At 73.0% G+C, this 12,002-nt stretch carries 11 protein-coding genes and 1 pseudogene; 6 read left to right on the top strand and 6 right to left on the bottom strand.

What is annotated here, in order from left to right:
* Nucleotides 1-61: 61 nt before the first annotated feature.
* The 5 genes from ACLQ2X_RS09615 to ACLQ2X_RS09595 form a co-directional block, all read right to left on the bottom strand.
* Nucleotides 62-544 carry a hypothetical protein gene (locus ACLQ2X_RS09615; RefSeq protein WP_425680614.1) on the bottom strand — a complete coding sequence of 161 codons (483 nt, stop codon included), beginning with the start codon at nt 542-544 and terminating at the stop codon, nt 62-64.
* 113 nt (nt 545-657) lie between these two features.
* Nucleotides 658-1,368: an ABC transporter permease subunit gene (locus ACLQ2X_RS09610; RefSeq protein ID WP_425680613.1), complete on the bottom strand. Its 711-nt coding sequence runs from the start codon at nt 1,366-1,368 to the stop codon at nt 658-660.
* Nucleotides 1,368-2,327, bottom strand: coding sequence for an ABC transporter ATP-binding protein (locus ACLQ2X_RS09605; protein ID WP_425680612.1), 960 nt, complete (start codon nt 2,325-2,327; stop codon nt 1,368-1,370). Before ACLQ2X_RS09605 ends, ACLQ2X_RS09610 begins: the two co-directional genes overlap by 1 nt.
* A complete protein-coding gene (locus ACLQ2X_RS09600; protein WP_425680611.1) occupies nt 2,324-3,205 on the bottom strand; it encodes an ABC transporter permease in 882 nt (293 codons plus the stop codon). The genes ACLQ2X_RS09605 and ACLQ2X_RS09600 overlap by 4 nt, the downstream gene beginning before the upstream one ends.
* On the bottom strand, nt 3,198-4,112 hold the full coding sequence (locus ACLQ2X_RS09595) for an ABC transporter ATP-binding protein (protein ID WP_425680610.1): 915 nt from the start codon (nt 4,110-4,112) through the stop codon (nt 3,198-3,200). Before ACLQ2X_RS09595 ends, ACLQ2X_RS09600 begins: the two co-directional genes overlap by 8 nt.
* A 206-nt stretch (nt 4,113-4,318) precedes the next feature.
* On the opposite strand from ACLQ2X_RS09595, the gene ACLQ2X_RS09590 reads away from it, so the two are divergent.
* From ACLQ2X_RS09590 to galT, 4 genes and pseudogenes are all read left to right on the top strand, one after another.
* Entirely contained in the window at nt 4,319-5,878 is a 1,560-nt protein-coding gene (locus ACLQ2X_RS09590) for a glycosyltransferase family 2 protein (protein WP_425680609.1), read from the top strand.
* A 130-nt stretch (nt 5,879-6,008) separates the two neighbouring features.
* Nucleotides 6,009-7,537: pseudogene (gene cysC, locus ACLQ2X_RS09585) on the top strand (adenylyl-sulfate kinase).
* Nucleotides 7,538-7,734: 197 nt separating this feature from the next.
* Nucleotides 7,735-8,523: a DeoR/GlpR family DNA-binding transcription regulator gene (locus ACLQ2X_RS09580; protein WP_425680608.1), complete on the top strand. Its 789-nt coding sequence runs from the start codon at nt 7,735-7,737 to the stop codon at nt 8,521-8,523.
* The gene (galT, locus tag ACLQ2X_RS09575; protein ID WP_425680607.1) at nt 8,520-9,593 is read left to right on the top strand and encodes a galactose-1-phosphate uridylyltransferase; all 1,074 of its coding nucleotides are present in this window, start codon (nt 8,520-8,522) and stop codon (nt 9,591-9,593) included. The genes ACLQ2X_RS09580 and galT overlap by 4 nt, the downstream gene beginning before the upstream one ends.
* Nucleotides 9,594-9,650: 57 nt before the next feature.
* On the opposite strand, the gene ACLQ2X_RS09570 is transcribed toward galT, so the two are convergent.
* A complete protein-coding gene (locus ACLQ2X_RS09570; protein ID WP_425680606.1) occupies nt 9,651-10,865 on the bottom strand; it encodes an NADP-dependent isocitrate dehydrogenase in 1,215 nt (404 codons plus the stop codon).
* Nucleotides 10,866-11,003: 138 nt separating this feature from the next.
* Here ACLQ2X_RS09570 and ACLQ2X_RS09565 point away from each other — a divergent pair, with 138 nt between their 5' ends.
* Both ACLQ2X_RS09565 and ACLQ2X_RS09560 read left to right on the top strand, forming a co-directional pair.
* The gene (locus tag ACLQ2X_RS09565; protein ID WP_425680605.1) at nt 11,004-11,801 is read left to right on the top strand and encodes an MBL fold metallo-hydrolase; all 798 of its coding nucleotides are present in this window, start codon (nt 11,004-11,006) and stop codon (nt 11,799-11,801) included.
* On the top strand, nt 11,798-12,002 hold a 205-nt coding region (locus ACLQ2X_RS09560; protein WP_425680604.1), incomplete at its 3' end, for a hypothetical protein. The genes ACLQ2X_RS09565 and ACLQ2X_RS09560, both read left to right, overlap by 4 nt.

Here is a 12,002-nt window from a genome sequence, read left to right as displayed (position 1 = left end):
CCGGTCGGACGGCGCGGGGGCGGCCGGCGGCGTGCCGGTCGCCCCCGCGCGCGTCAGGTGCCTAGCCGGCCGCGCAGGCCGCCTTGAGCTTGTCCCGCGCGGCGGTCAGTTCCGCCTTGCTGGGCGCCTTCTTCGGCGCCTTCGCCCAGGTGTCGGCGAGGTCGCTCATCGCGGTCGCGACCCCCTTCACCGCGCCGTTGACCTCGTCGCTGCCGGTGAAGGCGTGCGTGTAGAGCACGGCCGCGCCGGCCGAGTACTGCGCGCTCACCGCGGAGTGCCCGGCCGGCGGGCCGATCTTCTCCGCGGCGGCGACCTCCTTGAGGGCGGACGTGATGTCCTTCTCCGCCGCCGCGCACGCCGTCCGGGTGGCGGCGTCCAGACCCACCCGGGCCGGGGCCGCCGACTTGGGCGGCACGGACGTGGCGGCCGGCGCGGCGGGCGTCGCCGGTGCGGCCGACGAGGTGTCGTCGCCGTCGGTGCAGGCGGACATGACGAGCACCGCCACCGCGGCCGGGGCCAGCAGGGCCAGTCGAGTGCTACGCAAGGTGTTCTCCCCGTGTCTGGTGTGGTCGCGGGGCAACCTAACAGACCGGGTGGGGTCGGGCGGTACCCCATTTCCGTCCGCGGCGGACGCGGGAAACGGGGCACCGCCCGAGGTCAGCTGGTTTCGCCGGCCACGCTGAACGAACGCAGACGGTCGATCGCCAGCACGGTGAAACCGACCGCCACCACGGCGGTGAGCACCGCCGCGACCGGCACCGAGACGGTGGTGCCGAGCAGCGGCGTCGGCGCCATCTTGTCGGCCAGGGCGATCACCCACTGCTGGATCGACAGCACCCGGGTGCCGCTGACGAACCGGCCGAGCAGCCCTTCCCAGATCAGCACGTAGACCAGGCCGAGGAGCACCGGCCGCCGGGTGACCAGGCTCAGCGCCAGGAACAGCGCCGAGTACGCCAGCGCGCCCGCCGCCGAGGCCGCGACCAGGGCCAGACCGAGGCGTACCGAGTCGGCGAGCACGCCCGCCACGTAGATCGGGGCACCCACGGTGACCGCGCTGACCCCGGCCGCGACCGCCAGCTTCGGCAGCACGATCTGCCAGCGGGGCAGCGGCTTGGTCAGGATGTGCACCACCGTGCCGTCGTCGATCTCCGCGCCGAGCACGCCGGTGCCGACGATCAGGGCGACCACCGGCAGCACCACGGCCAGGCCGAGGCCGACAAGGACCGGCGGCCCCCACTGGCCCGGGTCCACGCCCAGCGACCGGCAGAGCACCGCCAGGCCGACGAGGATCAGGGGCAGCGGCAGCAGCATGAGGAACCGGCTCCGGCCGAACAGACCGCGTGCGGTGATCCAGGTAACGGTCGACATCAGGCCTCCACCAGATATGAGAAGACGCTCTCCAGCGACTCGTCCTGCGGCAGGAGCTGCCGGACCCGGATGTCGTGCCGGAGCGCGATCCGGGGCAACGCCCGGGTGAACGCGCCGTAGTCGCCCGCCTTGACGGTCAGCCCGGTGCGGCCCAGCTCGACGCCGGACACCGAGGGCTCGGCGATCAGCGCCACCGCCAGTGCCCGGTCGTCGGTGGAGCGCACCGTGAAGACGTGCGGCCGGTTCGTCATCAACCGGCGGATGGTCCGGTAGTCGCCGGAGGCGGCCAGCCGGCCGGCGACCATCACCTGCACCGTGCCGGAGACCTGCTCGACCTCCTCCAGGATGTGCGAGCTGAACAGGATGGTCCGCCCGTCGTCGCCGAGGCGGTGCAGCAGCGCCATCATGTGCAGCCGCTGGCGCGGGTCCATCCCGTTGAACGGCTCGTCGAGCAGCAGCACCTGCGGGTCGTGCACAAGCGCGGCGGCGACCCGGGTGCGCTGCCGCATGCCCTTGGAGTAGGTGCCGATCCGCCGGCTCTGCGCGCCCTCCAGCTCGACCAGGTCGATCGCCCGCCGGGTCGCCGCCTCCGGGTCGGGCAGCCGGTGCAGCTTCGCGCTGGCCAGCACGAACTCGTACGCGCTGAGGAACGTGTGCACCGCCTCGCGTTCGCTGACCAGGCCGAGCCGCCGGTAGACGCCGGGGTTGCGCCAGGTCGGCTCCCCGTCCAGCGTCACCGTGCCCCGGGACGGGGCCAGGAACCCGGCCATCATGTGCAGCAGCGTGGTCTTGCCCGCGCCGTTCGGGCCGAGCAGGCCGGTCACCCCGGGGCCGAGCCGCATGGTGACGTCGTTGACCGCCACCACGTTGCCGTACCAGCGGGAGACGCCGGCCAGGTCGAGCGTGCTCGTCGCGGCGGCGGGCACGCCGGCCGCCGGTTGCGTGCTGATCGCCGTCATCGGGCGGCCACCTTCCGGTATCGCAGGAGCAGCAGGCTGACGCAGGCGGCCACGAGCAGCACCGCCACGACGCCGTAGACGGGCCCGTAGTCGCCGACCGGAACACCGCCGCCCTGCCCCTGGGTGAGCAGGTCACCGAGCGCCCAGGTGCCCACCCCGCCGACGAGCGTCGACGGGGAGGCGAGGAAGGCCAGATCGTTGACCGTGGTCGACGGCAGGATGGTCAGCACGCCGACCACCGGCGTGGTCATCAGGAAGACCGCCACGATGCCACCGGCGGCGAACGCCCGCTTGCCGGTGAGCGAGGCGACCAGCAGGGCGATCGACGCGAAGACCACCGCCCACAGTCCGGCGTAGAGCAGGCCGGGCAGCAGGTCGAGCAATTCGTCCCACACCCCGCGTACGCCGCGGGAGGTGGTGAACGCGGCGCCGAGGAACATCACCAACTGGGGGCCGCCGAGCAGCAGCCAGAGCGCGGTGATCAGCGCCAGCAGCTTGGCGATGGCGTAGTCGCCGCGCGGCAGCGGCCGGGAGAAGTAGAGCGGCAGCACGCCGCTGCGCAGGTCGCGGGAGACCAGTTCGGGGGCGGCCACCGCGGCGAAGAAGATGACCAGCCAGCTCATCGAGTCGGCGAACTGGGCGTACGTCATCACGGTCTGCCCGGTCTGGCTGCGTACCGCGGTCAGGCCGGCGGCCACCACGGTGACCACCGCGACCACCAGCCACGGGAAGATCTTCGCCTTGGCGCTGCGGCCGAAACCGAAGACGGTACGCACGCCGTGCGCGTAGAGCGCGCCGAACACCTGCCGGCGGCCCAGCCGCGGGCCGGTGTAGCGCTGGTAGCCGATGTCGTGGATGACGCCGGTGGCTTCAGACATGGCTGGGCTCCCTGGTGGCGAAGAGTTCGGCCACCCGGTGCCGTCGCTGGTCCAGCCGGTGCAGTGGCAGGTCCAGCTCGGCGACCGCGCCGAGGATCTGGTCGTAGGTGGCGTCGTCGGCGAGCGGGACGAGCAGCAGCCGCCCGTCCCGGGTCACCGGCAGGTCGAGCGCGGTGAGCCGGGCGGCGAGTTCCTCGGTGCCCTCGCTCACCTCGACCGCGAGGACGTCGGTGGCGGTGGTCATGGCGGAGACCCGGTCGGCGCGCAGCAGCCGGCCGCCGTCGATGGCGACCAGGGTGTCGCAGATCCGCTCCACCTCGCCGAGCAGGTGCGAGCAGACCACCACCGAGATGCCGAACTCGGTGCCGATCCGGTGGATCAGGGCGAGCATGGCGTCCCGGCCGGCCGGGTCGAGGCCGTTCGTGGGCTCGTCGAGCAGCAGCAGGTCGGGGTCGTGCACGAGCGCCTGGGCGAGCTTGACGCGCTGCTTCATGCCGGTGGAGTAGCCACCGACGGCCCGGTGCCGCTCCTCGTGCAGGCCGACGTGGCGCAGCGCCTCGGAGGCCCGTTCCCGGGCGGCCGTGCGCGGCAGCCCGCTGATCCGACCCAGGTGGGTGACCAGTTCGGCGGCGGACAGGTCGGGCGGGAGCGCGTCGTGTTCGGGCATGTAGCCGACCCGGGCGCGGACGGCAGCCGGATCGGTGGTCGGGTCGAGGCCGAGCACCCGCACCCGGCCGCCTGTCGGCGGGAGCAGACCCAGCAGGATCTTGATCAGGGTGGACTTGCCGGCGCCGTTCGCGCCCACCAGTCCGATGATCCCCGGCTCGACCGACACGGTGAGGTCGGCCAACGCGGTGACCCGGCCTCCGTACGTCTTGGTCAGCGACTCGGTCGCGAGCAGTGTCACGCTGCCAGCCTAGGAACCCCGACGCCCCGAGGGCACCAGGAAACGCTCGGGGTTGTCCCTGATTCCGCCCGGACAGCGCGGGCGGGCGTGGCCGGCGACCGACCGGGCGCCGGACGGGACGGGGTGGCGGACATCGACGGAAGCTGCGACCGTGATGGCCGGATCGGGCCCGCCGAGCACCGGTCCGCTCGATCGTAGGGGGCGATATGAGTGCTGGCGTGGACCGGCCCGGGGTGAGCGTGGTGGTGCCCACGCACAACAGCGGGCAGCACCTCGAACCGTTGGTGACCTCGCTGGGCCGGCAGGCGCTGCCGCCCGGCGACTACGAGGTGATCTTCGCCGACGACGGGTCGGCCGACGACACGCCGCAGCGCCTGGACGCGTTGGCCGCCGCCGACCCGCACCTGCGGGTGCTGCACCTGGAGCACTCGGGCTGGCCGTCGCATCCGCGCAACCAGGGGCTGGAGCAGGCCCGCGGCGAATACGTCTTCTTCGCCGACGACGACGACTGGTTCGGCGACGGGGCGCTGGCCCGGCTGCTCGACTGCGCCCGCTCGCACGACGCGGACATCGTCATCGGCCGGATGGTCGGGCACGGCCGGGGCGTCCCGCGGGAACTGTTCCGGGAGAACCGGTTCGGCACCACCCTTGTCGACGCGCCGCTTGCCGACAGTCTGACCTGCCACAAGCTGTTCCGGCGGTCCTTCCTGCACCGGCACGGGCTGCGCTTCCCCGAGGGCCACCCGCGCCGCCTGGAGGACCACCGGCTGATGACGCAGGCCTACCTGCTGGCCGAGCGGGTCTGCGTTCTGGCCGACCACCTCTGCTACCACCACTACCGTCGCACGGACGCCGGCAACGTCACGGCGACCCGGATGGACCCCGCCGAGTACTACTCCGCCCTCCGGGCCGCGCTGGACATCGTGGCCGCCCACCGACCTCCGGCCGCGGCCCGGCTCCGCCTGCACCGCCGCTGGCTGCGCAAGGAGATGCTGAACCGATTGCGCGGTCGGGCCCTGCTGAGCGCACCCGAGCAGTGGGTCGAACAGGTGGCGGGCGAGGTGGGTGGCCTGCTGCGGGACCGCTTCACGCCGGACGACGTGGCCGGGTTGCCACCGCTGTACCGGGTGGTCGCGCACCTGGCCGAGCAGGGCCGGGTCGCGGACCTGCGGCGGCTGGCGGAGTGGGAGGTGAGTGTCCGCGCGCACGCCACGGTCGACAGGTGGTCCGTGGCCGGCTCGACGCTGACGCTCGCCGTCACCGGTCACCTGGGCGCCGGCGAACAACCCGTCCGGTTCGACGGACGGGGCCTGCCGGTGCTCCCGGTGGCCGAGGTGGAACCCCGCACCGGGCCGGCGCTGCATGCCGGTGGCACGAAGACGGAGGTCGTGGTCCGCCGCCGGGAGACCCGGGAGGAGTTCTTCCTGCCGGTCACCACCACGACCGAACGGATCCCGTCCGGTGACGGCGACGCCCAGGTGCGGCACCGGACCACCGCCACCGTCGACTTCGCCGCGCTGGGCGGCGGCCGCACCGCAGGCACCTGGGAGGTCCGGGCCCGGCTGGTGCAGGCCGGGTGGGCGCTGGACTCCCGGCTGCCCCTGCTGGTGCGCTGCGCCACCGACGGCGCGGCGCCGCGGGTGGAGGACACCCGCCTACTGCGGTCCCGCGTCGACCGGGCGGTCCGGCGGGTGGGGCGCGCGCTCGGCCGGACGGTGCGGCGCGGCGACCGGTCGAACGATCGACGTGCGGAGCCCGGCCGGTGAGGATTCGGTCACCCTGACTCCACCCGCGGCCCGTGCTCCGCGGGCCGTCGCCGCCCGAGGTGGAGTGGCGCTCTCGACCGATCGCCGGTGGGCTGCGAAACTGTGTGCCGGCCGGTGAGTTGGGGGTTCGATGAACAACGGGTGGGTGCTGCCCGAGGACGTTCTGCGGGATGCGCCGTCATACGCGCCCAGGCCCGCTGAGCTGGCCGATCTGGAGTTGCTGCTGACCGGGGCGTACGCGCCGCTGACCGGGTTCCTGTCCCGGGCCGACCTGGCGTCGCTGGGCCGGCGCGGCCGGCTCGCCGACGGCACGCCGTGGCCGGTGCCGGTGACGCTCCAGGTGCCGGCGGCTCTCGCCGAAGGGCTGGACCTGACCGACCCGGCCCGCCGCGCGCTGGTGCTGACCGACGGTGAGGGTGCGCCGGTGGCGGCGATGGACGTGACCGACGTCTGGCCCGCGCGTGACGGCACCGTCGGGGTGGGGGGCGCGGTGCGGCGCCTGGGCGACGGCGGCCACGGGCCGTTCCAGCGCCTGCGGCGCAGCCCGGACGAGGTACGCGGACTGCTGCCGCCGGGCCGGGTGCTCGGTGTCTTCGCCGACCGGCCGTTGCACCGCCCACAGTTGGCGCAGATCGCGCACGCCGCCCGCACGCTCGGGGCGCATCTGCTGGTGCTGATCCCGGCGAGCGAGGAGTCGACAGGCGGCCTGCCCGCCGAGGCGCTGGTACGCAGCGTGTTCGCCGCCCGCGACCGGATGCCCCGGCGACGGTGATCGCGGTGCCGCTGGCCCGGCGACGCGACGAGATCAGCGACGCGTTGCTGCGGGCGCGGGTCGCCGCCTCGTACGGGGTGACGCACCTGCTCTCGACCGAGGGAATGCTCTCCGGCGCCGGCCTGCGAGTGCTGGTGCCCCGGGAGTTGGCGTACGACAACCGGGACGGGCAGTGGCGCTGGCGGGAGGACATCCCGCCGCGCAACCGACGGTTGGCGCTCAGCACCGAGGAGATCGACGACCTGCTGGACCGGGGTTTCCCGCTGCCGGAGTGGCACACCCCGCCGGCGGTGGCCCGGGAGCTGACCCGGGCCCGCCCGCCGCGTCGGCACCGCGGCCTGGTGATCTTCCTGACCGGGCTGTCCGGCTCGGGCAAGTCGACGATCGCCCGAGGACTGGCCGACGTCCTGCGGGAGCAGGGCGACCGGACGATCACGCTGCTCGACGGTGACGTGGTGCGGCGGGAACTCTCCGCCGGTCTGGGCTTCAGCAAGGCCGACCGGGATCTGAACGTACGCCGGATCGGCTGGGTGGCCGCGGAGATCGCCAGGCACCGGGGGGTCGGCATCTGCTGCCCGATCGCGCCGTACGCGGCGGCCCGGGCCACCGCCCGGGAGATGGCCCAGGCCTCCGGCGCCGGTTTCCTGCTGGTCCACGTCGCGACCCCGCTGGCGGTCTGCGAGCAGCGGGACCGCAAGGGTCTGTACGCGCGCGCCCGGGCCGGCCTGCTCACCGGGATGACCGGCATCGACGACCCGTACGAGGAGCCCACCGACGCGGATCTGGTGGTGGACACCTCGGATCTGAGTGTCGAGGAGGCGGTCGCCCAGGTGATGGAGCACCTCACCGAGACCGGTTGGGTGGAGCCCCGCCTCCCGCCCGCCTGACCGCCGTGCACCGGTCCACCTGACCGCCACCGCTCCGGTCCACCGGACCGGCCCACCTGGACGCCGCCGTCCGCAGCGGGACGGCGGCGTCGCCGTGTCCCCGGCCGCCCGGTAGTGTTCGGGTTTGTTGGAACACGTTCGACCGCGTGCGCGCGTTTGGCGCTCGGGCTCAGGCTCGGGCTCGGGAGGTGAAGGGGATGCTGGCGCGGCAACGGCAGACGGCCATCCTGGGACGGGTCCGCACCACGGGTGGGGTCCGGGTCACCGAACTCGCCACCGAGTTCGGCGTGTCCGACATGACCATCCGGCGGGACCTGGAGACCCTGCACGACCAGGGCCTCATCGCCAAGGTGCACGGCGGGGCGACGGCGGCCGGCCCCGGCTCGACCGACGAGCCCGGCTTCCACGCCAAGTCCGTCCGACAGTCCACCGAGAAGGCCGCGATCGCCGAGCACGCCGCGCGGCTGGTCCGCCCGGGCGCCGCGATCGCCCTGTCCGCCGGCACCACCACCGCCGAACTGGCCCGTCGCCTACTGGACGTGCCCGACCTGACGGTGGTCACCAACTCGCTGCCGGTGGCCGAGATCCTGCACGCCGACGGCCGACCCGACCGGACCGTGGTGCTCACCGGCGGCGTACGCACGCCGTCGGACGCGCTGGTCGGCCCGCTCGCCGTGGCCGCGATCGCCGCGCTGCACCTCGACCTGCTCTTCCTCGGCGTGCACGGGATCAGCGAACGGGCCGGGTTCACCACGCCCAACCTGATGGAGGCCGACACGAACCGGGCACTCGTGGCCGCTGCCGACCGGCTGGTGGTGCTCGCCGACCACACCAAGTGGGGCACGGTCGGCATCTCCTCGATCGTCGGCCTGGACGCGGCGGACGTGCTGGTCACCGACGACCGGTTGGCACCCCAGGCACAGCGGGTACTCGGCGACCGGGTCGGCGAGCTGGTGACGGTACCGGCGAAGAGGGGTGCGGAGTGAAACGTACGGAGATCGAACTGGCCGACGGCCGTGAGTTGATCTACTTCGACGAGCGGGACGACACGATCCGGGACCAGCCGGACCTGCGGGACCTGCCCCCGCCTCCGCCTGCCTCCCAACTGCGCTACGACCCGCTGACCGACGAGTGGGTGGCGGTCGCCGTACACCGGCAGACGCGCACCTTCCTACCGCCGGCCGACCAGTGCCCGCTCTGCCCGTCCCGGGGCGACCGGCACAGCGAGATCCCGGCGCCCGACTACGACGTGGTCGTGTTCGAGAACCGGTTCCCCTCGCTCAGCCAGCGGGTCGCCGACGAGCCGCCCGAGATCACCCCGTTCACCCCGGTACGGCCCGGCCTCGGCCGGTGCGAGGTGGTCTGCTTCACCGACGACCACAACGCCTCGTTCGCCCGGCTCACCCCGCGTCGGGTGCGGACCGTACTGGACACGCTCGCCGACCGCACCACCGCACTGAGCGCGCTGCCCGGGGTGGAACAGGTCTTCCCGTTCGAGAACCGGGGCGTGGAGATCGGCGTGACCCTGCACCACCCGCACGGTCAGATCTACGCGTACCCGTTCGTCACCCCCCGGACCCGCGCCATGCTGGGCGCCGCCCGGCGGTACGCCGACCGCATCGGGGGCAACCTCTACGCCGACGTGCTGGCCGCCGAGCGGGCCGCCGGGGAGCGGGTGGTGACGAGCAACGAACACTGGACCGCGTACGTGCCGGCGGCGGCCCGCTGGCCGTTCGAGGTGCACGTGGCGCCGCACCGGCCGATACCGGACATCCCGGCGCTGAACGACGCCGAGCGGGACGCCTTCGGGCCGCTCTACCTGGACCTGCTGCGCCGCTTCGACGGGCTGTTCGACCTGCCCATGCCCTACATCGCGGCCTGGCACCAGGCGCCGGTGCGGATCGACCGGGAACTGGGCCACCTGCACCTGCAGGTGTTCAGCATCCGCCGGGCCAAGGACAAGTTGAAGTACCTGGCCGGGTCGGAGTCCGGCATGGGCGTCTTCATCAACGACATCGCCCCCGAGCGTGCCGCCGAACTCCTCCGCACCACGTGAAAGGAAGGGCCCCTTCCACAACGCCAGGCGTTAAGAGGGGGCCCTTCCTTACATCAGTCAGGCGAGCTTGCGGGCCAGGTTCTCGTCGAGCGCGTTCATGAACTCGTCCGTGGTCAGCCACGGGGCGTCCCGCGAGATGAGCAGCGCGAGGTCCTTGGTCATCTGGCCGCCCTCGACGGTGTCCACGATGACCTTCTCCAGCGTGTCGGCGAACTCGGTGACCGCCGGGGTGCCGTCCAGCTTGCCCCGGTGGGCCAGGCCCCGGGTCCAGGCGTAGATCGAGGCGATCGGGTTGGTCGAGGTCTTCTCGCCCTTCTGGTACTGCCGGTAGTGCCGGGTGACGGTGCCGTGCGCCGCCTCGGCCTCGACCGTACGGCCGTCCGGGGAGAGCAGCACCGAGGTCATCAGGCCCAGCGAGCCGAAGCCCTGCGCGACGGTGTCGGACTGCACGTCACCGTCGTAGTTCTTGCAGGCCCAGACGTAGCCGCCCTCCCACTTGAGCGCGGCGGCGACCATGTCGTCGATCAGCCGGTGCTCGTAGGTGATGCCGGCGGCGTCGAACTCGGCCTTGAACTCGTTCTCGAAGACCTCGGCGAAGAGGTCCTTGAACCGACCGTCGTACGCCTTGAGGATGGTGTTCTTGGTCGACAGGTAGACCGGGTACTTGCGGTCCAGGCCGTACCGGAACGAGGCGCGGGCGAAGTCCCGGATCGACTCGTCGTAGTTGTACATGCCCATGGCGATGCCGCTGCCGGGGAAGTTGGCGACCTCCATCTCCATCGGGGCGCTGCCGTCGGCCGGGGTGTAGGTGATGGTCACCTTGCCCGGGCCGGGGACGACGAAGTCGGTGGCCTTGTACTGGTCGCCGTGGGCGTGCCGGCCGATGATGATCGGCTTGGTCCAGCCCGGGACGAGCCGCGGCACGTTCGACATGATGATCGGCTCGCGGAAGACCACGCCGCCCAGGATGTTGCGGATGGTGCCGTTGGGCGACCGCCACATCTTCTTCAGGCCGAACTCCTCCACCCGGGCCTCGTCGGGGGTGATGGTGGCGCACTTGACGCCGACGCCGTGCTCCTTGATGGCGTTGGCGGCGTCGACCGTGACCTGGTCGTCGGTGGCATCGCGGTGCTGGATCGACAGGTCGTAGTAGTGCAGGTCGACGTCGAGGTAGGGCAGGATCAGCTGCTCCCGGATCTGCTTCCAGATGATCCGGGTCATCTCGTCGCCGTCGATCTCCACGACCGGGTTGTTTACCTTGATCTTCGCCATCGGCCGGCGCTCCTCTCGGGGGACACGTGCTCAAGCAGTACGAGCGTACTGGAAACTGGCCGGCAGTCCCCAGGCGGCCCGGGGTGGACCGCCGGAAAGCGGGCTGCGCCGCACTGCGGCCCCTGGCACCATCAGCCGATGCCGCGCAGCCGCACCCTCGGGTCTATCACGGTCACCGCGCTCTCCGACGGCGAGGGGCCCTTCTTCCAGCCTCGCGGCGAGGCGTTTCCCGGCGCCACCGCCGCGCACTGGCAGGCGGTCGACCGGCTCGATCCGGGCGGGGTCACCGACGACGGCCGGTGGTGGCTGCGGTTCCGCGCCTTCGCGGTGCGGGTCGGCGACGGGCCGGTCACCCTCGTCGACGCCGGCATCGGCCCGGCCGACTCACTCGCCGCGAGCTGGGCGCCGGTGCCGGGCCAGCTGCCCGCCGAGCTGGCCGCCGCCGGGATCGACCCGGCCGACGTACGCACCGTGGTCCTCACCCACCTGCACACCGACCACGTCGGCTGGGCCGGCCCGCTCTTCCCGAACGCGGAGCATCTGATCCAGCGCGCCGAGCTTTCCGCGCTGGAGCTGTTCCACCCGGAGCTACCGGTCCGGCTGCTGACGCCGTTGCGCGCCGTCGGCCGGCTGCGGGTGGTCGACGGCGAGACGTCCCTCACCCCGGGGGTACGACTGCTGCCCACGCCCGGGCACACGCCGGGCCATCAGTCGGTGCTGGTCGAGGCGGCCGACGAGCGCCTCCTGATCACTGGCGACCTCCTGGTGCACGCGGTGCAGCTCGTCGATCCCGAGCTGGCGTACGCGCACGAGGTCGACCCGGAGGCGGCACGCCACTCCCGCGCGAACCTGCTGGCCACTCTCGCCCCCGCGACCCTGGCGACCCCCCACCTGACGGACCCCTTCACCTCCCACCCCTTCCTGGACCGATCATGAGGTTGGCCGCCTGGTGGATCTCCATTTCCGCCGTCAACTTCGTGATCGGCAGGGCGGACCCACCCGGGCGGGGAAAGACGGCGAAGGGCGGCCGGCGGGAGCCGGCCGCCCGGCGGCGCTGGGGGGCGGGGCCCATGCTGGGGCCGGCGGGCGGCGTGGGGCGGCCGGCCGCGGCGGGCGGCGGGAGCGCGGGCCGGTCGG

The organism is Micromonospora sp. DT31 (genome assembly GCF_049841795.1).
Taxonomy (GTDB): Bacteria; Actinomycetota; Actinomycetes; order Mycobacteriales; family Micromonosporaceae; genus Micromonospora.
Note: the sequence above shows the minus strand (reverse complement) of the source record. Positions and strands in the feature narration are given on the sequence as shown.

What these genes read in the sequence shown, in the direction of transcription:
- ACLQ2X_RS09570 (WP_425680606.1), bottom strand. Translation starts at nt 10,865, where the DNA reads ATGGCGAAGATCAAGGTAAACAACCCGGTCGTGGAGATCGACGGCGAC.
- ACLQ2X_RS09610 (WP_425680613.1), bottom strand. Translation starts at nt 1,368, where the DNA reads ATGTCGACCGTTACCTGGATCACCGCACGCGGTCTGTTCGGCCGGAGC.
- ACLQ2X_RS09565 (WP_425680605.1), top strand. Translation starts at nt 11,004, where the DNA reads ATGCCGCGCAGCCGCACCCTCGGGTCTATCACGGTCACCGCGCTCTCC.
- ACLQ2X_RS09590 (WP_425680609.1), top strand. Translation starts at nt 4,319, where the DNA reads ATGAGTGCTGGCGTGGACCGGCCCGGGGTGAGCGTGGTGGTGCCCACG.
- ACLQ2X_RS09605 (WP_425680612.1), bottom strand. Translation starts at nt 2,327, where the DNA reads ATGACGGCGATCAGCACGCAACCGGCGGCCGGCGTGCCCGCCGCCGCG.
- ACLQ2X_RS09600 (WP_425680611.1), bottom strand. Translation starts at nt 3,205, where the DNA reads ATGTCTGAAGCCACCGGCGTCATCCACGACATCGGCTACCAGCGCTAC.
- ACLQ2X_RS09580 (WP_425680608.1), top strand. Translation starts at nt 7,735, where the DNA reads ATGCTGGCGCGGCAACGGCAGACGGCCATCCTGGGACGGGTCCGCACC.